Origin of the sequence: Sulfitobacter sp. R18_1 (assembly GCF_017743915.1) — a bacterium.
Classification (GTDB): domain Bacteria; phylum Pseudomonadota; class Alphaproteobacteria; order Rhodobacterales; family Rhodobacteraceae; genus Sulfitobacter; species Sulfitobacter faviae.
Genome location: NZ_JAGHRG010000001.1, coordinates 493,753 through 514,029, shown reverse-complemented (window position 1 = coordinate 514,029; position 20,277 = coordinate 493,753). Strand labels below are relative to the sequence as shown.

At 48.7% G+C, this 20,277-nt stretch carries 18 protein-coding genes and 7 tRNA genes; 7 read left to right on the top strand and 18 right to left on the bottom strand.

Going from position 1 to position 20,277, the window contains the following annotated elements; genetic code table 11:
* The first annotated feature begins 112 nt into the window (after nt 1–112).
* Nucleotides 113–1,450: a methyl-accepting chemotaxis protein gene (locus J7392_RS03235; protein ID WP_209216155.1), complete on the top strand. Its 1,338-nt coding sequence runs from the start codon at nt 113–115 to the stop codon at nt 1,448–1,450.
* Nucleotides 1,451–1,468: 18 nt separating this feature from the next.
* Here the strand turns inward: J7392_RS03235 and J7392_RS03230 are convergent, their stop codons facing one another.
* The 6 genes from J7392_RS03230 to J7392_RS03200 form a co-directional block, all read right to left on the bottom strand.
* Nucleotides 1,469–1,888: a hypothetical protein gene (locus J7392_RS03230; protein ID WP_209216154.1), complete on the bottom strand. Its 420-nt coding sequence runs from the start codon at nt 1,886–1,888 to the stop codon at nt 1,469–1,471.
* Nucleotides 1,889–2,239, bottom strand: coding sequence for a hypothetical protein (locus J7392_RS03225; protein ID WP_209216153.1), 351 nt, complete (start codon nt 2,237–2,239; stop codon nt 1,889–1,891).
* A 93-nt stretch (nt 2,240–2,332) separates the two neighbouring features.
* Nucleotides 2,333–2,950: a DUF1190 domain-containing protein gene (locus tag J7392_RS03220; protein WP_209216152.1), complete on the bottom strand. Its 618-nt coding sequence runs from the start codon at nt 2,948–2,950 to the stop codon at nt 2,333–2,335.
* A 13-nt stretch (nt 2,951–2,963) separates the two neighbouring features.
* Nucleotides 2,964–3,695, bottom strand: coding sequence for a hypothetical protein (locus J7392_RS03215; RefSeq protein WP_209216151.1), 732 nt, complete (start codon nt 3,693–3,695; stop codon nt 2,964–2,966).
* Nucleotides 3,696–3,736: 41 nt separating this feature from the next.
* Nucleotides 3,737–4,918 carry a glutathionylspermidine synthase family protein gene (locus J7392_RS03210; protein ID WP_209216150.1) on the bottom strand — a complete coding sequence of 394 codons (1,182 nt, stop codon included), beginning with the start codon at nt 4,916–4,918 and terminating at the stop codon, nt 3,737–3,739.
* Nucleotides 4,919–5,487: 569 nt separating this feature from the next.
* A tRNA-Leu gene (locus J7392_RS03200) sits at nt 5,488–5,565 on the bottom strand.
* A gap of 112 nt (nt 5,566–5,677) precedes the next feature.
* On the opposite strand from J7392_RS03200, the gene J7392_RS03195 reads away from it, so the two are divergent.
* Both J7392_RS03195 and J7392_RS03190 read left to right on the top strand, forming a co-directional pair.
* Nucleotides 5,678–6,034, top strand: coding sequence for a hypothetical protein (locus J7392_RS03195; RefSeq protein WP_209216148.1), 357 nt, complete (start codon nt 5,678–5,680; stop codon nt 6,032–6,034).
* A 4-nt stretch (nt 6,035–6,038) separates the two neighbouring features.
* Nucleotides 6,039–6,842: a hypothetical protein gene (locus J7392_RS03190; RefSeq protein WP_209216147.1), complete on the top strand. Its 804-nt coding sequence runs from the start codon at nt 6,039–6,041 to the stop codon at nt 6,840–6,842.
* A 609-nt stretch (nt 6,843–7,451) separates the two neighbouring features.
* On the opposite strand, the gene J7392_RS03185 is transcribed toward J7392_RS03190, so the two are convergent.
* The 10 genes from J7392_RS03185 to J7392_RS03140 form a co-directional block, all read right to left on the bottom strand.
* Nucleotides 7,452–7,541 (bottom strand) — tRNA-Ser (locus J7392_RS03185).
* Between the two features lie 309 nt (nt 7,542–7,850).
* Nucleotides 7,851–7,926: transfer RNA gene (locus J7392_RS03180), tRNA-Thr, on the bottom strand.
* 28 nt (nt 7,927–7,954) lie between these two features.
* Nucleotides 7,955–8,045 (bottom strand) — tRNA-Ser (locus J7392_RS03175).
* Between the two features lie 24 nt (nt 8,046–8,069).
* Nucleotides 8,070–8,146 (bottom strand) — tRNA-Pro (locus J7392_RS03170).
* Nucleotides 8,147–8,207: 61 nt separating this feature from the next.
* Nucleotides 8,208–8,283: transfer RNA gene (locus J7392_RS03165), tRNA-Gly, on the bottom strand.
* A 27-nt stretch (nt 8,284–8,310) separates the two neighbouring features.
* A tRNA-Asn gene (locus J7392_RS03160) sits at nt 8,311–8,386 on the bottom strand.
* 424 nt (nt 8,387–8,810) lie between these two features.
* Nucleotides 8,811–10,952, bottom strand: coding sequence for a hypothetical protein (locus tag J7392_RS03155; protein ID WP_209216146.1), 2,142 nt, complete (start codon nt 10,950–10,952; stop codon nt 8,811–8,813).
* 118 nt (nt 10,953–11,070) lie between these two features.
* Entirely contained in the window at nt 11,071–12,048 is a 978-nt protein-coding gene (locus tag J7392_RS03150) for a metallophosphoesterase (RefSeq protein WP_209216145.1), read from the bottom strand.
* Nucleotides 12,049–12,055: 7 nt separating this feature from the next.
* The gene (locus tag J7392_RS03145; RefSeq protein WP_209216144.1) at nt 12,056–13,900 is read right to left on the bottom strand and encodes an AAA family ATPase; all 1,845 of its coding nucleotides are present in this window, start codon (nt 13,898–13,900) and stop codon (nt 12,056–12,058) included.
* A gap of 5 nt (nt 13,901–13,905) precedes the next feature.
* Nucleotides 13,906–14,181 carry a hypothetical protein gene (locus J7392_RS03140; RefSeq protein WP_209216143.1) on the bottom strand — a complete coding sequence of 92 codons (276 nt, stop codon included), beginning with the start codon at nt 14,179–14,181 and terminating at the stop codon, nt 13,906–13,908.
* A 124-nt stretch (nt 14,182–14,305) separates the two neighbouring features.
* On the opposite strand from J7392_RS03140, the gene J7392_RS03135 reads away from it, so the two are divergent.
* Entirely contained in the window at nt 14,306–15,292 is a 987-nt protein-coding gene (locus J7392_RS03135; RefSeq protein ID WP_209216142.1) for a hypothetical protein, read from the top strand.
* Between the two features lie 17 nt (nt 15,293–15,309).
* On the opposite strand, the gene J7392_RS03130 is transcribed toward J7392_RS03135, so the two are convergent.
* Together J7392_RS03130 and J7392_RS03125 are read right to left on the bottom strand one after the other, a co-directional pair.
* The gene (locus J7392_RS03130; protein ID WP_209216141.1) at nt 15,310–16,245 is read right to left on the bottom strand and encodes a hypothetical protein; all 936 of its coding nucleotides are present in this window, start codon (nt 16,243–16,245) and stop codon (nt 15,310–15,312) included.
* 103 nt (nt 16,246–16,348) lie between these two features.
* Entirely contained in the window at nt 16,349–16,924 is a 576-nt protein-coding gene (locus J7392_RS03125) for a hypothetical protein (RefSeq protein ID WP_209216140.1), read from the bottom strand.
* 109 nt (nt 16,925–17,033) lie between these two features.
* Here J7392_RS03125 and J7392_RS03120 point away from each other — a divergent pair, with 109 nt between their 5' ends.
* From J7392_RS03120 to mutL, 3 genes are all read left to right on the top strand, one after another.
* Nucleotides 17,034–17,522 (top strand): GIY-YIG nuclease family protein, encoded by a 489-nt coding sequence (locus J7392_RS03120; RefSeq protein WP_348540683.1) that lies wholly within the window; start codon nt 17,034–17,036, stop codon nt 17,520–17,522.
* 197 nt (nt 17,523–17,719) lie between these two features.
* Nucleotides 17,720–18,514 (top strand): hypothetical protein, encoded by a 795-nt coding sequence (locus J7392_RS03115; protein ID WP_209216138.1) that lies wholly within the window; start codon nt 17,720–17,722, stop codon nt 18,512–18,514.
* Nucleotides 18,515–18,558: 44 nt separating this feature from the next.
* Nucleotides 18,559–20,223, top strand: coding sequence for a DNA mismatch repair endonuclease MutL (gene mutL / locus J7392_RS03110; RefSeq protein ID WP_247744463.1), 1,665 nt, complete (start codon nt 18,559–18,561; stop codon nt 20,221–20,223).
* Nucleotides 20,224–20,277 lie beyond the last annotated feature (54 nt).

The window sequence follows — 20,277 nt, the reverse complement described above, 5'->3', positions numbered from 1 at the left end:
ATTAGGGGCATCCTTTCGTAGGGTGCCCCATTTTCTTTCCAGGAACTACAATCAAATTCAACCTCGCTTAACTTGATTATCGAATATCCCCTACATTAGTAGGAGTCATCACATGCTGAACAGGATATCTATTAGAGCGATACGACTTGGAGCGATCCTGGCGCTCACTATTGTTATTGCGACTTTGGTTTATGCTACGGTTCAGTCTGAAACCAGTATGAGCCGCTGGTATGATCAGATCGAAGCTAGAGGTGGCGCTCTCGCCAGTGTTGCGGTCAAAGCATCGGAAGCTGTAGATCCAGATTCAAAGGTAGCCAAAGTACTACGTTCAGAGCAGATTTCTTTCACCAATCTTTTGGATCCAGAAGGTCAGTACTATCCGTCTGGGCTCCCGGTGCAATTGATGGTTGCGCTAATGATCATCGGGTTGGGATCAGCAGTTGCCCTTTGGTATGTCGGCCGTAAAGAGCAAGAGCTGGTAGAGGCCAACAAGATACTAAATCGTCGTCTTCTGGAAATATCCACCACGATCAGCAAACATCTACCAGGTGGAGCCATTAACGCGACTGAACTTGGTGAGGATCTGCCGAAAGAAGCGATGTCCCTACTTGTTTCGTTTGAGGACTACGCGAAGAAACTCACTGAAGCCCATGATCGCGTGAAGCACTCGTACAGTGAATCAGAAGCCTCCCGCAAAGCTATGAAGCAGGAGCTAGACAGCACCAAAGAAGACCTGGCGATCTGTAGAAACGTTGTGCATGATTGTATTTCAAGCATAAGCAATGCTACGAAATCCATATCGTCTAGTGCCACGGAGTTCTGCAATAAGCTGAGTTCTAGGTCGGATGACATGTCGTCGCTTAAGGAGCATGCAGAGAGCATTATTGAGACCTACCAAGACGTCATGAAAAGGTTTGAGAAATCCTCAAAGCTAAATAGTAAATCTGTTGAGCACGCACTTCTTGCTCAGGAGAAGATTGAGTCCTTGAAGGATGCAGCCACCCGTATGGGCAACGTCGTTGACGTCATCACGCGGATCGCAGAGCACACTAACCACCTTGCCCTGAACGCGACTATTGAGGCAGCCCGTGCCGGAGAAGCAGGTAAGGGCTTCAACGTGGTCGCTACAGAGGTAAAAGATCTGTCTACGCAGACTTCAGAGGAAATGAAGAAAATCTCAGCACAGATTGTCGCGATCCAAGATGCAACCGGGCAATCGGTAGCAGCCATTGTCGATGTTGTTCAGACAACAAAAGAGGTCAGCGATCTGGCCATCGAGAACTCAGAGAACCCGGTCGATGAGGTTGCAATCCGTAAGGTGAAAGAGATAGCCGAAAATGCTATGGAGTCTCATTCGGTGAAAAGCTATCGAGATCATATAGTCGAAAGCACTGACAGAATTTCGGCTTCGTTGAAAAATGTGACCGAGGCAACCTCAGAGGATCGCTGATAAGGCGATCCTGGAGCCTTAGGGGTGCTTCCAACGCATTACGGTTAGGTCATCCCTCTCCCGTGCCTCAAGGCTCTCCTGGGCGGCGTGTCGGCGCTCTTTCTCGGCATCGATAACCACATCATAGGTTTTTACATCACCAAACCGGTCGACCACCATGTCTTCTTGGGCCTCCTCTTTTTGGCGAAGTCCGATCAGCTGCTGGTCTATGATTTTTACTTGGGCTCGTATGGAGCGGATGAACTGTCCCACATATTGAGCCAGTTCTATGGATTGCATGCGAGCGTCCCGCTGCAAACTATCCAGTAATCGCGTTTTCTCCGCTTCTAGCTGAGATATTTCATGGCGGAGGACGCCAAGCTTGGCAGCCTCACTCTCAAGATCGTGTTTTTTAATCCTCTGTATGAGGCCCAGTGATCTAAGTTTCTTATTTGCCATCTATTCCTGTGCGTCAACTCCTGACGCTGCCATTTCATCTTGAGTGGCCAGAACATGATTTGTAGCTGCCTCATAGAGGGTGTTTTGAATACCATCTACGCTCACTGCTACATCATCAAGCCATTCCAAGATGGTTAGTTCGAAACCGGCATTATAGTTAGCGTAACGCCAACCAGCATTTTCCGGAAGATCAAAGACATTTTCTTCTCCCAGACCGATCTCTCCAACAGCAATAAGGCATCGTGGTGAATCAAGCTTGACCATGTATCCAATGAATTTATCACATTCCGACAAATCCACGTCCATACGAGCGTCAACCGATTTTCCCATGATCCAGTTGGTGTTAGCCATAATTCAGCCCCCTTCTTTCATATATTCTATATGGGGCTGAATTATTAAACCGGGGAAACGAAGCTAGAGATAATCTCTATGGTGCTCTTTTCTTTAACCGCCTACACGCCCGCCGGACCGGCTCGATACTGTTCGTGTCGATCCGAAACCGCCAGTGCGCTTTACCGACGTCTTTGTGAGGACTTTAGGAGGCTTAGAAAGGCTCGGAGTTTTCGTTACTGAGCGATTTACCTTAAACGGCTTGGAGGCGAAGCTTGAGCCAGCCTTCTTACCGTCGCTGGTGAAATAGGATTTACCAGAAGCGGAAGAATAAACCGGACGGCCGCTATAGCTTGAGCTAGATGACCCACTGTTGAACATATTGGAGACCATGTAGCCCATCATGAACGGCATGAAGAAGCTTCCTCCCCCACCGCTACCGGTGACCACCTCAGGCTCACCGCATTTGCCGGTGCCGTGCTGGGCCTCACAGACCTCAAGGCTATCGTAACGGGGCGCTAGCTTCGCATGTTCTACCTCTGCCTGCTTAAAGGCCTCGTTGCACTGAGAAACCCAGTCAAAAGCACCTTCAGGAGCGTTTTCTTTGCATTGCTCCACGGAGGAGAACATGCTGGCTTCTGGACGTTTATCCTCGCACGCAGCAAGTGACACGGCCATGGCGAATGCCGACGAGCCTACGATAGTTCTACGAATGATCTTGTTCTGTTTCATATGGTTTTCCTTTTTAATATCCGAGCTCTTTCGCAAAATCCGCAAAAGAATATGATTTTTGGCCTACATTGTAGGTTAGACCACCCAAAATTGCGTCCTCATCGGGCTTGGCCAGGCCTAACGCTTCAACCTTAGATTTATGTGAAGCAACATGCTTCTTTGCTCCTCCGGAGAAGTGTGATAGTTCAATATCCTTCTTGATTTCGAAGGTATCCATGAATGCTTTCTCGCTATTGAGAACATCTTCCATTCGTACGATTTCCAACCCGCTTGCCAGAGCCTTCATCGCGTAAGAAGTGCAGTGATTTACAGCAAAGGCGAACATAGCGTTCGAAAGGTTAGGGTTCAATCCAAGTGGGATGACGAGATCCCTGTTGAAGTTGGTCACAGTGCGCAATGCTCCACCATCTCCATCCATAATTTTCTTGGTGATCCAAGCATAGCAGCTTCTGATTTGTCGCTTAGGATCACGCATTAGGATTTTGTGGCTGATGCCCGCATTTGCGAAAGCATCTTTGGATTCAACAGGGTCAAACGTGCAGTGTACTGCAAAGCAATCTTCGCCATTCTTGTTCGCACGCACCATCTGCTCAGAAAATTCCTGAGGGTTAACATTGTCGGGGCCTAGCCCTTTGAGGGTGTCAAAGTTCTTCGAACCATGAGCTACGCGGCTATTTGGAACCTCACGTAGAATTTCCGTAATGGAATGGGTTCCAGAAAAACCGATAGAGTCTACAACAATCATAAAAATATCCTTAAGCTTCGCCAAATATTAGCTCAACCTCATTAATCTGCGATGAAATGCGGCGTAATCAGTCCGGTGAACTGGGTGATGATGCTCTTGTCTTCCCTCACCGCCATTCCAGAGCACTTATCGCCCACCATCCATGTACCAATGATCGGGTGATATTCTCCGAACTGTGGTAGTTTATGGTAGGCCTGAAGGATAGTCGGATGCTCTTCGAACGCCTGATCTTCAGAACCAGCAATCTTCTTATCGTTAACCAAAATTTCTACGGATGCGCCCTCCCTGGAGAAGATTGGTTTGCGCACCACCCCAGATTCGAGACCCACTGCTTTCTTACCGCCAAGAACATCCGCTTCGAAATATGCTGGAAGCAGGTTCGGATGCCCCGGGAACATTTCCCAAAGGATCGGAAGCATTGCCTTGGTGGTGAGTGCCTTCCAGGCAGGCTCAATGAAACGACAATGACTGTCAGGGATCATGCCACCAAAGTCATCACGGAAGAAATCTTCCCATGGGTATAGAGTGAAGAGATCACGCATGATGCGCTGCTGGTCATCGGCAAAGTACCCTTCATCAGATACGCCGATGTCCTGAGTGTGGACCCAGTGAGGCACGACGCCAGCTTCATGGGCTGCCCAGCCAAGATATTCCGTGGTTGCATAATCATCCGGGGCAGTTTCCTTGTCGAAACTGGTGAAGTGGACCTGCGATCCATGCCCGTACAAATACTTGAACCGCTCAACGAGATCTTCATAAATATTGTTGAACTGACTGAAGTTCTGAGAGATCTCCCCGCGCTCCTGCTGCTCTTCTAACCAGATCCATTGATAGGCAGATGCCTCATACAGGGAGGTGGGCGTGTTCGCATTGTACTCAAGTAGCTTGGCAGGACCAGTGCCGTCATACGCGAGGTCAAATCGGCCGTATAGGTAGTGATCTTTATCTTCCAGCCAGGATCGACGAACGTAGTCATAAAACTGATCGGGAATGCCAAATCGGGACAATAGTCTCTCATCTGACAAAACAGCATCGACGCCGGACATGAACATCTGGTGAAGCTCTGCACTGGGGTCTTCGAGATCGTCTTCGATCTGCTTCAGTGTAAAGGAGTAGCATTCGGCTTCATTCCAGTAGCCACCGCCACTTGTATGGAAGTCGAAACCATGCTCCTCAGCGTGTTCGCGCCAATTAGGTCGGGGGGATACTTGGATTTTCTTCACGTCAGTCCTCTCAGATTTGAAGACTGTTTTAACCTTGGCACTAGGCAAGGTCAACCAAGTATAGAAATCTTTTATCTATAATCAGCCCTAAGTGTGCTTCTCTGAACATCAAGCTATCAAACCTTTCGCATCGAAACGTCCAGTGCCTCTGCAAACCGCAGCACGCGATCCCGATCTTCTGGAGTTAGGCCTGACATTACGTCAGCAAGAGGGGACAAATATTCAGGCGCTATCAAAGCATATGGCTCAGTATCTAACGCAATAGCAATGCGAAGCAGAAGGTCGTTACTGACGTTCTTACGTCCTCTCTCGACCTCAGATATGTGAGATACGGATGTTCCCACCTCAGCAGCCACTTGATTGATAGTGAGGTGCTTCTTTTTTCGCAGTTCTCTAATTCGAAGCGGTAGTTTCACGAGTGCTATCATCCTTTACTTATGCACAAACAGTAGAGGCTTACTCTTTAGTAGTCGATACCTAAAAACTTCAGGTAATCACTAAGTTACAACGTGATTATGTAGGTTTTCCGGAACTATATGGCGCATTATCTTATTATTCCGATTAATTATTGGTACGAGCGAAGAGATTCTCACGGGTCACCCCGACGGCACCTAAAGCCGTTGCGTCTACCATTCCGCCACGCTCGCACACTGTAGATTTCTTTTACTCATGCAAAGAATATAATTCAATATAGAAGGGTGATGTCTTTACAATTACATCTCTATCCTTTATCAATACATTAATAAGTTGAGTTTTACTATGATCACATTTCAAAAGCGCGTTTTCGATTGGGCTATGTCCTGTCTGGGAAAGAATATTGCTACTGACCCAGAAGAACGCGCATGCCGCTTCTTTGAGGAAGCTTGCGAGTTGGCACAGGCTTCGGGCCTGACAAAGGAAAAATCTGAGACTATTTTGGAACACGTTTTCTCTAGGGAGATCGGCGACATCGAGCAAGAAGTAGGATGCGTCGCCGTCACACTGGGAGTGCTCTGTGAAGCCCGGGGTATCGACATGCTGAAGTGCGCCGAGGAGGAGTACATGCGAATTTCGGCCGCCCCTGAAGAGATCAATGCAAAGCATTACACAAAACCCGTAGAGATCCGTGGCGAGTAAAATTATGAAAACGAAGAGATCTAATTACAAGTTCACCTCCGAAGAAGCTCTTTGTGATGCCTTCTTGGATACCGTGCCGGACACTTGGCAGGCATACCCGGAGACTGGTGGTTATGATCTGGTGCTGGTTCACAAAGAAACTGGGCTTCAGATCGCCATTGAGGCTAAGTTGCGCTTGAACCCCAAGGTACTTCGTCAAGTTCTGCCATCGTCCTTTATGAGTGCTGATATCGGCCCTGACGCACGTGCAGTTCTCGTTAGCGAGGCATCCGAAGACATGGAGTTCCTGGCTCGGCACACAGGCGTGACTGTAATTAGGCTGCATAAGCCCGATCCCGGCGCCAGACGTCGGTTCCTAGATGGTAATGATGGCGCAGAATGGCAGTCTTTTCCAAAGCTTCCCGTAGCCAAAAGCGGCAAACAGTACGTATCAGTATATGAACGGGACCGTTGGTTTGACCTGTCTCCCATGCATCGCATTCCACTCCCGGAATACATCCCTCAAGTAAAGGCAGGGAGGCCCTCACCTCTCATTCTGAGTGACTGGAAGATCTCTTCAATGAAGATGATCTACTGGCTGGAAAAGAACGGTAGCGTAACGCGTCAGAACTTCAGAAACCTTCGTCTGAACGCCACCTTCTGGATGGATCACAAGCATCTTCAGCAAGGGCCCAATCGCGGCGAATGGGTTCCAGGACGACTATTCGATAGACAGAAGTCTAAGTTGACTGCTGCTCATCCAGAAGCCTGGGCATCTATCCAAGAAGATTATCCGAAGTGGTCCAAGGATATCATGCGAAGCCGGTAAAGCCGGATGGCTGAATTACCTTTCGTACACCAAAACTTACATGTGTCAGCATATATATTCATGTACTAGCTAGGAGTACTGGATGTCTTGTTGGGATAACCTAAAAGGTAAGAAAGCAGAAGCACGTGAATGTATAATGTTACTTCATAATCTCCAAGCTTCCCTAGTAGATGGAACCGAAATATTTGCAGACGACGTTCCACGTCCGCTTCCCAGCGTATGGAGAATTGAAACTGCCTGGGCGTCCCGAGGAGATATGAATGCTTCTCGCCGGATATACCGGGACAGCGTTTCGGGAATTTGGAAGTATATGCGGCTGGACTTCACAGCAAATGAGGGGTCCATCGTAAAGTTATCAAAGATTCCATTTGAGATAGACCAATTGATCCCGCCAATAGCAAGCGGAAGTTGCGACCGGCAATCAATCGCCTTACTTCAATCAACTATACGCGCCAGCTGCGAATACCTGTCCAAATATGTAATAGGTCAGTGTCGATAAGACAATAAAAAGCCCCCCTGCGAATGCGGCCACATTCGAGGGGGCTGTAAGGACGTTTTGATTACTTCTGATATATTCCCTACTGACCTAAAGTTCAATAAGGATGTTTATGGCGGAGCGTGAGGGATTCGAACCCTCGAGACCCTTTCGGGCCTGCACCCTTAGCAGGGGTGTGCCTTCGACCACTCGGCCAACGCTCCGTTATCTCTACATAATTCGTTGAAATAGCCCCACCTCGCGTATTTCATATTGAAGTAAACCTAATTACTCCCCCTGTCCCGTCGTGAATTCATGATTACAAAGTCCACAGGCTCTCAGATCAACTCTTCAGAGGACCTGAGTTAAATCACGTCAGCCGGTAAAGCCTGCAAGGTAGGCTTCTTTGTACCGGGTCGCAACCAAGCACAAAAGCTCGAAGTAGAGCTGTCGGATCTCGAAGCCTTAGCTCCGGCGCATTTCCTCATACTTTCTGTTGAGGTCAGCACGACGTGATTTAAGCACTTTAAAAGTGGTGCCCCCGGAGAGTCTCGAACTCCCGGCCACCTGATTACAAATCAGGTGCTCTACCAGCTGAGCTACAAGGGCATATAGAACGTATTCCATATTTCTGAATTGGCGGAGGAGGTGGGATTCGAACCCACGGTACGCTACAAACGCACGACGGCTTTCAAAACCGCTGCAATCGACCACTCTGCCACTCCTCCAGTGTAGTTGAATGGACGTATAATTGGTCGGGGTAAGGGGATTCGAACTCCTGACCTGACGCACCCAAAGCGCCCGCTCTACCATGCTGAGCTATACCCCGACTAGTTTGGTGCTTTGGTGAACACCATGGGTAAGTGTGTAATCAAAATAGATCACGTAATTGGAGCGGGCGACGAGGGTCGAACTCGCGACATCTAGATTGGAAATCTAGTGTTCTACCAACTGAACTACACCCGCATGTGTCAGGAATGCCTGACGTTGTTTTGGCTCCCCCGGCTGGACTCGAACCAGCGACATACGGATTAACAGTCCGGTGTTCTACCAACTGAACTACAAGGGAACATGGATAGTATGGTGGTTACCCATTGACTCTGCTTACATATACTTCGTGCAGGATTCGAACCTTACCTAATGCTCAGAACCGATCAAATTCCTCATCGCATCCAACACCCTCTCAAGGAGGTGCCTAACCACTCGGCGATTACGTTGCGCACCGAAGTATGTGAAAGCAGAGTGCTTTCTTTCCATTATCGGGCCAAGCCCTAGGAACAACGACAAATTTTCAAATAGCGTGGGCAACAAAAAAGGGCCCCGAAGGGCCCGTTCGTCACGTCGACAAGAACACAGCCCAAGAGTTACCGGATAACCGGATTTCCTGATGTACTGGGGTTCGTCGAAGTGTAGGTCATTTTCGTTTCCAATTTGCTTGTAGGGCATACATAGATCATAGGAAGGCCTACGTCAAGCATAAACATGAATTTATTTTACATTGATAATCGACTTAGGCTTCTCTCAATATTTTCCTGAGCTTTCATCTGTGCTGGGGAGAGCCTACCCGTCTTAGCAAATTGCTCTTGAAAACTCTTCTTTACAGCCCTGAGGCTCTCCTCAATTTTCGAGGGGGTGGATATGTTTGACGATCTATCCCTGCGCTTGTGTAAGCGGTTGGAGTGATTAAATTCATCTTTCGTCTTCAGCTCTCCACCAATGAAATACTCTTGCACCCAACAATCGTCACGCTTGATGGCAGATTTATCAAGGTGTACGAGAGCTGCTCCCTCTCGTGAATGTACTTCTCGTGTGTTCCTGTTGCAAACAAGCAAAGTGCGCCCGTTTTGTGATGATGTCACATAGCTTGTGTCTGAATCATAAGAGAAGTCTTTCAATCCATTTTCATCTAGGACTGCCCTTTCGAATTTATCAATAGCTTTATCTATCGCATAGACCCCGGAATCATTCTTAGACACGCCATAAGATTCCAACTTACTTAGCGGATACTCTGATCCCGTTTCAATATTTATACATGTAGGATCCTTTTGATCGTCTGAAGTTGTCACTAGGATTACCTGGTCATCGATAAGAAAACTTAGACTCTTGTTCCCGGTCTTATGAAAGGTTAATGTGGAAGCAGCCTCAAGGTTATTTTTACCAGCACCTACCCGAGCAAGGGTAACATCCTTCTTTACAGAATATTTTCTTTTCCTATTTGACGAAATGTTCGATATGGCTTTTGTAAGCATTTTCTTATCGCAAACGATAATAGTGTCACCATCACCCTTAAGAGCCCTAAAGAGTGATTTGGATTTGCCTACCTTTTTTCCGTCCTTAGATACGACCTGCATAGCCCTCATCAATGGCTCCATGGCTTCTTTGCCGCCCCATACGACTCGGAGATTTCGCATTCTTTCTCTTAGTGTTCTAGCGTTCCAGACTACTGCCTTCTGAGAACCGACAAGTACGTCCTCGACCCGCTTCTTAATCCGTGATCCTATAATATCTTCGAATGTGCCTGATTTCATAAAATCGAGTGCGGCTGATACAGCGATAAGACTGCCTGAACCGAGGGATGACGTAGCACCGTCCACCCATCCGAAACCCGCCACGTCAACTGTAGCCATTAGCAAAAATGCCGCTGTTGTGAAGCCCACCTTAGACACCATTCTAACCGCATTGGATATCTGCAAGGCGCGTCGGTTCATTCCATTTAGTTCTGTTTCTTTGTTAATTCTAAGGTTTACGAAGACAGCCCCCCTTACCTTGTTAGGGAAATCCTTACTCTTCAGTACGCTATCAACCTGTATATCATGCGCTTTCAAAGTCAGCTCAGAGGCTCTATTCATGCCTCTGGCAAGCGCCCTATTGATATCATCACGTGTTGTATCACTAAGGTCCGCACCCCTGGCGTCAAGGCCGATACTGACACAGCTTCCCCAGTCCCCGTTCTTTAGGCTTGCATATTCAATAGTCCCACCGCTTATTTCCGCTTGGCTAAGAAGAGGTGCTATCCAAGTTGTGGGTTTTCGCACTGGCTTCCCAGTCTCATTGGTTGTGTTGATCAGGTCTATTTTCTTGATGCGAGCACCACGCAGGAGAGGGTTGAAGAGATCACTTCCGGATCCTAAAAGTTCCTGAACATTTATCCCGCACATTGAAACGGGAGTTTTACTTGTTGAACCTCGAATATCGAAAGTTCCTGCGATTACATTATCGAATACCGCTCGGTCCAACTTCGTGTTTTTGAATGTTGTTCCAGGGCCATCGATTGTGTGGCTAGTCACTAGGCAGTTGGAAAAGTCGAAGTAACTTAGATCCGTTACCTGATCCTTACCCGTGTATGCTTCCGTTGCTTCTGAGAAATTTAGATCGGATAGGACAAGTCCGGACCAGTCCTTGTTTCCGGTCTTAATGCTTTCATGAATTAGCTTGCCTAACGCTTTTGTCCGAGCCTTTTCGATAGCTCTCTCAGTTTCCGGCTTAGCATCCAGTTTAACTACGGAAGACTTCGCCTTTTCACCGTCCTTATTTCGTATCACGAGATGGTAATAAAAATGTCCGTCTTTTTCAATAACGCCTGACTCATTGGATGACGACAACTTGTTGTTTTTAGTTCTTAGAGAGACGGACATATTATCACCATAAGCTACGTGAATAGAAACTATGGATTTTAGGTTGCGTTAATATTGAAAAAACAAAGGGCCCAAAGGCCCTTTGTAGTGTGTTTTCTCATGTTTTTGTGGCTGACGTCTAGGCCGCTTCCATAACTTCCTTGAAGAGACCCACCACAAGACTGCGCACCTGACGATCAGTATCCTCGGTTTCAAACTTCTCTTCGATCAGTTCGCGGATCACTGATCCATCATCGGTAACCTTGAAATCAGCACTGTCTTCAGACTGAATAAGCTGGACGAATGCGCTCTCGAGGGTCTCTGTGTCTTCTTCACGCTCTTCCCGGATGATGTCGACCAAGCGGCCGGTGAGATCGAAGACGTCCTTCTCATGATCCAGTTCGAACGCTTCCATCTTACCAGTCTCATTGAAGCTGTAGACATGAGGAATATGCTCGATGGTATCGATGGACTGACGCGTGATGTTGCCTGGGTTGAACCAGAGGGTGCCACCCTCTTTGCGTGGCTTCTTGCGGAGGTGCATGTGGCCGTTCACCACCAACTTGCAGCCCGTGATTTCATGGGTCGGAATTGAGTTAGGATATGCGCCTTCCAAGGCCAAATCGTGGTGTGTCAGCCAAACGACAGTTTTTACGTCTTCAAACATGCCGGACACATCTGTTGGGATCTCTTCGCCGTGTGGCGTTCCACCAAGACCAATGCGTACGCCGTTAATATTGAAGACCCCATACGGCCCGCTGGTAGAGATGATATCGATCAGTCCAGCTGCCTCAAGGCCTGCCACACTGTCGTCATCACTGAGCTTGTCATGATGTCTGTCGTGGTTCCCAAGAAGGAAGACAACCAGATGCTTGGCTTTACGAAGAGCCCGCATCAAACGTGTTTTCAGACCTTCGGAATCTTCCTTAGGGGAATCGAACATGTCACCAAGGATGACCAGGACAAGATTTCTTTCGTTGGCAATAGTAATTGCCTGCTCAAACTTCTTCAGGATATTCGCTTGGAAGTCTTTGTCCTTCCGGCGCCCAGGTTTCCGGCTAGAGAAGTGAGGATCGCCAACAAAAAGGAAACCGCTGCTGTTTTCTACTGTACGCATTTTTACCTCAAACAATATCGTGGCTGTGTTTAATCGCGGAGTTGCAGAGCGGGCAGACCCCTCCAAGTTCGGAGATCATCTCGTCAATGCTCACCTTGTTCGACTTCAGATCCTCAGAAATTTTATCCGCTTCCTGATTGGCTCGTGCCAGCTTTGGATCCGCTTCTGCCAGTTTGCTGATAAGCTCAGACATCTCTTTCATGTCCGAAATTTCAGGCACCTTAGGCAGAGCATCGGCCAAGATGCTGCACTGTGCTTGAGCCGCATCGATTTTACGATCTGCATCGACGAAGGACTTACCTAACTCAGTGATCGCGCGACGCTTATCAGTCCCTTCAGAGATATCTGGGATCTCTACATTGAACCCCTCCAGAACCTTGGAGGTGGGAAGGACCTTAGAAAGCTTCGCGTCCGCATCTTCATATTTTTCGATGAGAGCCTTCAACTGTGCTGTCTTAGCTTTCCGCTCTTCAAGGGATCGAGCTTGCGACTTTAGGTTGCTGATTTCCTCGCCTAGCGCTTTGAAGTCTTCGAGAGCTTCGATCTGCTCCTGAATCTGAGCAACCTCCTGCTCTCCTTTTTTTACCAAAGTGCTGTCCGACTTGCTGCGCTGACGCTGATGCGAGATCATTTTTTGTACGACGCCGGATTCACGACCGATAGATAGCACACTCGCTCGTTTGGACGGCGTTTCGCCCAGCAGGAATGTTGGGAACTTTTGGTGGCTCAGCTGATGCTCCAGACCCTCAAAGCGCTCAATACCAAGCATCTTGCCAACCCATTCAGGAACGCTGCGACCACCTGTGCGGTATTCAACGCCTGCTTCTTCGTCTTTGAAAACCTGACCATCCAGGGTTTCAAGTGTCCATTCGTTGACCGGATTGCGGCCGGGTTGGCGTGTCAGGCGAACCACGCGTTGGTTTTCAATCTCAACTTCGACTTCAACCTTCTTGGCCCCATGCTTGATGTCGGCATCCGAAATTTCTCCGTAGGCAAGCGCCCGCAGAGACCGTACGGCCACCGATTTACCCAAGTGATTGTCACCGATGATTGCGGTCGCGCCAGGCGCCAAACGAACGGTAGTGTCTTCGTGGCTCATGAAGTTGATCATGCGAAGGCGCCGAATGCCGGGCTGATCGATTTCCCAATTATCTGCTTTGGGATCATTCGTGCAGATCACCCGGTCACCGTCACGAGTAAATTTGGCTACCGAAAATTCCTCAGGCATCAGCTTGAGATCATGGTGCGAGATAATGAGAGATTGCACGCCAAGCTTTTCGCCAAGATCTCCAATCACATGATAGAAGCGGTGCACCTTATCAGGAGACAGCCAGCAATCAGGCTCATCCAGGGCGACGAACTTACGCATCCCTGCGCGAACGGTAGCGATCATCCGTAGACCAAGGGAGATGATGTTCGTCATGCTTCCCCCTGCCCCGTTGATGATATCTTCGCGGTTGCCGTTGCTATCAATGAAGATGTCTAGAGCAGGCAGACCTCGGTCTGTATAGAGATCGAGACCAATGCTGTCTTCACCACGAAGAACATCTTGCGCGATAGCCGTCAGAAGACGCTCATAGGAACCTACAGCCTTTCGGTGCAGGTCAGCTTGCAAGCCTTCAAGGAAGGCATCAGCATCCGGCTTGAGCAGCAGTCGACCCTTGGCTCGGCCAACCTCATCAATCAATTTCCCCAGACGGTCAGAAAGTGTTTCACGGCGACCCTCTGCTTTATCGATTTCGCGCTGCATATCCAGCAGACGCGCCTCAAGGGCGTTCAGGGGATCGTTCTGGCTAGGTGCTGCTCTCTGTGCAGGGCTGAACCGACGACTTTGAATGGTGAGGGGTGCCATAATGATTAGCCTTCCTGAAGACTGGACAGCTTCTGCTCAACGGCTGCGATGCTTTGACCGAAATCTTCGACGGTCTTCTCGTCTTCTTTTCGCAGCTTCTCGTGAAGCTCACGCAGTTCCTCGACGGAGCTGACCCCGAACTTTTCCTTCATCTCTGTCATCAAGTCCTGCTTGATGGAACTCAGATGTTCAACTTGGGTGTCAGCCTGAATCTTCTTGTTTTCGAGCGCACGGTGGCGCGACTTTAGATCATCAAGTTTCTTGGTAAGGTCACCGGACATGTATCGTCTCCTTCGTATTTATTCATTTCTATGCTTAAACTATATGCTTGTCAACATTGATTGATAAAACCTTTCCATAATCTTTTTATATATATCCAAGTATAGAGTTAATTGGGCTTTGATTATGGATTACGAACTTACACGTCGGTGCTACACCTATCTATTGGCTAGTTTGGCCGTGTTTCTCGCGGTTGCCACGCCATCGTCGGCGAGTGCGCAAGAACTTTGCGGTGGAGATAACCTCGGGCAAATCTTCTGCTCCTTTCAGCAGTCAAGTGTTTCCAAGGTCGTATTCCTTATTCTTGGCGCCTCGTTTGTAGGTGGCGTCTTCCTTATGATCAGAGGCCTCATGCTCTTGATGAAGGTTTCTGACGCGCAGTCTGGCGGCGATGCCAGTCTTGGCGGTGCCTTACTTCACCTTGCTGGCGGCACGTTCCTCATCGGCCTGCCCACAACCATTACCATAGGTCTTGGGTCATTCGGGTTTAACGGAGGACCTTGGCTAATCGGTGCAGAGCAACCCGGCACTACGAATACAGGCATCGAAGGAACGGACTTCTTGGCGATGGTCGGCAACTTTGCTGTGAACGCAGCTGGCCCCCTAACCACGCTTATTATGGGTATCGCGGTCGTCATCGGTATTTTCCTGGTTGCGTCTAGCCTGTTCGCCTTTGCCAAATTAAACGCTCCCAATAGCCGTGAGACAGCCGGTGCCATCGCCATGAAGTTCACCATTGGCGTCTTGATGGTGAACATATTCTGGGTGATCGATGTAGTTAGCGTATCGTTCGGTCTCGAGACGAACCAGATGGCGATCTATGAAGGAATGTCAGGAAAGGCTTCTCAACACGCCGAGGCGGCCGCTACGAGCACAGACCTGGAGGCAAGATTTAATAGCTTGATGGACCTGGCCTTCCTCGCACTGATACCGTTCGGTCTAATGGCCTTTGTACGAGGTTTGCTTATTGTAAAGAGCGCGACGGATGGCTCTGGCCAGCAGACCATGGGGGCTGGGGCAACACATATTGTTGGTGGTGTAGCTCTCGTGAATGGCGAGAGAGTTTCCTGTGCGGTCATGGAAACGCTTACCGGGGCCGCATCGTTCTGCTAAACGGCCCCGGTAGAATGTTATCGTCCTAGAACGCGTGTAATGGCGTCGCGGATTTTATCCAGGAAGTCTTGGAGTTGCTCTTGGAGCTTTTCCATCTGCTCCTTGAAGCTCTTATCAAGAGTTTCGTCCTCACCGGGTGATAGTGCTTTCACCGATTTAGCTTCGTTTAGGGCATCCCAGGCGTTTGTCATGATTTCATCGACCTTCGGAATATCATCCGGACCCATGTTTTCATATTTTTGAGGGCGACGTGCAATATCTTGAGTCAGAGTAATACACTCACCCATGTCGCTCTTCAGTTCTCCAAATGACTTGTTGAACTCAGATACTATCCCCTTAGGGTCACCCTTCGGACCAACATACTCCATTGCTGCTAGCGCCATTGCCTTTTGCTTGCGCTCTTGAGCAGAGGGGTACTTGGCCTTCATCTTTGGGGCATTGAATTGCGCGTCGGCAGCTTCAGCTAGCGTGCCAAACTTTGCCTTATGGTCACTGACCATTCTTTTGAAGTTGGCCGTACGATCTGCCAAGCTATTCAACTTTGCCACGCGCATATCTGCCTGCTTCTTGCTGATCCGATCAGCTACTGGCTTAGCACCTAGCTTCAAAGCCTTCCCTCCGCCCTTACCTGCCAACTTAGCTCCAGCAATGCCAAGGCCAGCAAGAGTTTCAATAGAGTTCGGAGCCCGGGTTCTCGCAGGGGCTTTAGATGCATCGGCGTCCTTCTTGTCATCTTCAGGATCTGGTTCAGTGCCATCATCCAGACCATCATCGGGCTGATCTGGATCTATTTTATCACCCCCAGGCTTGATTATATTAGGGGTAACCTTGGCTTTTGGGGATGGAGATGCCTTCCCTTCGCCCCCGTTTGCTAGTTCGTCAAAGTCAGGGTCATCAGGCATTGGCATCTTGCCAACGCCTTTATGTGGATTGCTTTTAGCGGCTTCGCTCATGATATTTCTCCTAGGTTTCTTGCAACATGTCCTTCTACACGCAAGAAAATAGGCCCCTGAAGTAAATCAGGGGCCTATGAGCAGATCGGACTAGGTGTCTATATTATGCAGCGCTGTCGAAGCCGTACCGCACAGAAGGAACTAGTGACTTAAGAGTGTCTAGGTCACCATCTTCCAGCTCGATGTTAGAAGACTGCATTGCGCTGTCGATCTTCTTTTGAACCTTATCGACAGTATCTTCAGCTCGCTGGATCATTCGTTCGACTTTATCCTGATCATCTGGGTTCAGGGCTGAAAACGAGATTTCCGTTGAGCGAGCTTGGTTTGCGTCACTAAAGAAGGGGACCTCTTGAGCTTCCCCACTGGTAGCCTCAGCGAGGAGCTTGGTAGCAACCTTTAGCCATGCTTCTCCGGCATCAAGCTCGAACTGCATGTTGGTGACGCCAGTAGAGATGAGAGCATCCTCATACATCAACCGCATTTTTGCCATCAGACGACCGCCATCCATGAGGCGATTTAGATGAAACATGCTCGCCTCTTGAGCCTTTTGGACTTGGTCTCCCGCGTCCGGAGAAAGGAGGGCCACCTTAACGCGGCCACTGATTTCTGAGCTAGTAATGGTTTTCTGGATTTCCTCAATCAACTGAGGGACACGGTTTAATGGAATACGGGAAAGCATACAAGTCCTTTTGGCAATCTGTTTTCCCGTCTTGTACTTACCTGTTCTTGTGTTGTCAAACCGTTATTCTTTCTTAAGCCGTTATATTCGATAAATATGCGGTACATACATGCATTGCATGAGAAGGAACACCAGAAAGACGCAGCGAGGATCTAGTCAGTGGGGATATGTATACATCCTCACCAACCCATCCTTTCCTGGCCTACTGAAAATCGGGATGACAACCCGGACCCCGGCGGTACGCGCCAGGGAGTTGTCGTCCGCCACCGGGGTGCCGACTCCCTTCAAGGTAATTTTCTCTTCCCGCACTCGGAACCCTAAGAGGGTCGAAGCGTTAGTGCATCGGGCGCTCTATAAACGGCGCGTGAATCGCAACCGGGAGTTCTTCAAAATGACACCCGAGGCGGCAAAGAAAACAATTGTAAAGTTTTCTGACTGCGGTGAAAAAGCATCACTTAAGCTGGTTTTTCTGCGCCGTGCCTTATTTGGGCTCGCAGTCGGCGGATTTTTGCTTATAGCAGCATCATGTCAAGCTGTTGATATTGAAGGGTATATTTACTCAATACTGTATTTTTTACAGGTTGTTTTTCACGTTTGAGTGATTGTTTCCGTTCTGCCGCATTGTCGCCCTTCTAAGTCTCAATTGTGTCTAAACTGTGATCTGATGCCTCAAAGTTGACCATGTTTGCACATTGTAAATCTTTACAGTTTGCGAACTCGCTAACTCGGAACCTTAGCTGTTATACGTTTCTCACAGACGAGAATAATGCTGCCGCATAACCAAGGGGATACAATATGAGCACGCACAAGACACAAATCATCGACAGCTTTCTTGCAGGTGAATTCAAGCCTGCGAAGAACTTCGAAAACAGCCACGCCGCTCGCGCACTTCATACACTGCTGCCCGTTCAAACAGTTGCTATTGTAAGCCCCGACAGCTTGCCGATGAGCGCACTGTCAGATCGCTATGAGCTGGATGAGGCGCTCTCTCTTGGCGACATCATCTATGAAGAAGTAGGTGTCGATGTTCCTATGGGGTCACTCGTCGTAATGCAGCGTGAGTCCCTGTATCAAGACAATGAGGCTGGTGACAGTTCGTACCGTGTTGGTCTTATCATCGGTGAGGCTCTCATCCACACCATTACTAGCGGTATCTTCACCATCGAAACTGAGAACGAAGCTCTCTACATTATGGCAGCCTCCTACGCCCGAAATGTAACCGAAAGCCTTCTTCTTCAGGACATGGGCATCTGCCCGAAATCCTTTAAGCTTGGTCTTGCCAAAGTTCTCGGCGAGTTCTGGGTTGGTAGCAGCCAAGCATTCGTCGGCGATGCCAGTGTCTTCCTGCGGGATGATTTCTTGGAATGCAGGGAGCTGCGCAAGGTTATCGGACTGATTGATCCATCCTTCTCGGCCCCCGCGTATAGCGACGTTCCTCGCAAGATGACCATGGTATCCGATGCCCTCCGCAGCTTCGAAACCTGGATGACTATCATGCGCAGTGTCGTGATGGAAGAAATCAAGAAGACGAAGACGGTCACCCCGGTAAATATGAAAGATTTGGACTTCCTCAGCGGCGCTATCCGCTGAGCTTTAACCATAAAATAACGGTAAGGTGATAATCATCGACCTTGATGGGTCGTACAATAAACAAAATTGATGAGCAGATCGTTCGATATCTGGCCGCTTCAGAGGTGGTCGAACGACCTCTATCAGTCGTAAAAGAGCTGGTCGACAATGCGCTAGATTCCGGGGCTCGAACAATTTCTGTTCGGGTAGTTTCCGGAGGGCAAACCTCTATCGAGGTGAGCGATGACGGAGAAGGTATATCGAAGAGTCAGTTGGAGAATGCTCCAAAGAGGCACTACTCTTCGAAAACCTCCTCTCTTGAAGATGTACTGAATCCTTCTCTACGTGGATTTCGCGGAGAAGCACTTCACAGCATTGGATCGGTTGCTAGTCTAACAATAATATCCAAGCAGTCTGGTTCCGATACTGCTTGGAAGATAACTGTATGCGGGGAAGAGGCTTCTAGCTTACGCCCCGCAGCTGGATCAGTTGGAACCCGAGTAATAGTTGGAAGGCTTTTCGAGAATGTGCCGGTTCGGCGTAAGCTTATGAATACGGCCCGCCACGACGGAAACCTAATCTCGGACTATGTGCGAAAGATGGCTTCCCTTCTTCCTGAAGTATCTTTTCAACTATTTAAGGACAACGCTTCTCCTTTGGACTTTAGATCATGCACTATGCATGAAAGGGTCCAAGAGGTGTTCGGGTCAGAGTTCTTGGATCAGTCAACTCAAGTTGATATTCCCTTCTCCGTTGATGGGGAAGAATGGGAACTAACTGGTTATATCAGGCCACAACGCCCAGGTCAGCGCGCTTCAAAGTCTCGCAAGGCCATAATGGTGAACGGCTTCCTAGTGGTTGAGGATTGCGTTGTCGAAGCGGCCGTGAAGAGAGTTTGGTCATCTGTTTTTTCTATCTCAAATCGAGATTTCGAATATGCATTGCATCTGAAGCCAATCACTAAAACAGCCTTCGCCAATTTCAATGCGCATCCGCGAAAGACAAAGATTGAGTATTACCAAGAATTCCGACTTCAGGCGGCCCTAACGAAGGCACTGCAAGGTTTCTTGGAACAGGAGAATGCAGACATCTCCGGCGTACGTTCAGTCGATGCCGGTATTGATGCAGATCATGATGCCGTGTCAGATGAGAGGCAGCCGCTTGGCGTGGCGATAGCGCAATACCGTGATAGTTACATCATTGCTCAGTCAGATGTTGGGCTCATAATAGTAGACCAACACGCAGCCCACGAGCGGATAATTTTGGAGAAAATGATCGCAGGGATCAATCCCCCAGAGGTGGAGTTTGAGACTAGGGAGCTGTCGTCGGCTATTTTGGTATCTGAAGATTTTGTCGTTCAGGCAGAGCTATTGGCCCAAGAGGATGAACTCAGGAATATTGGATTTAGGTTCGCCACAGAGCATCACCTAACCTACGCAACTCATGTACCAAAATTGGATGGGTGGGTTCCGTCTACGGAAAATGTGCTGTCATATTTTTCAACGATACGTGGGGACTCACCTCAGCACGTTCTGCTGTTGGCCGCACGTGATCTGGCGAACAAAGCATGTAAACGCGCAATAAAGTCTGGACATGTTCTAACTCTGAGAGAGATGAATGATTTCCTTAGAATGATGGAGGCCACCCCGTCATCGTTCACGTGTAATCATGGTCGTCCGACGGTCCGAAAAATACCACACGAAGACTTGCTTTCTATGTTTGATCGATAAGACACATGAATAAACCCACGGTTAAGCGCGTGCTGTTAGAATATATTTTCAGTC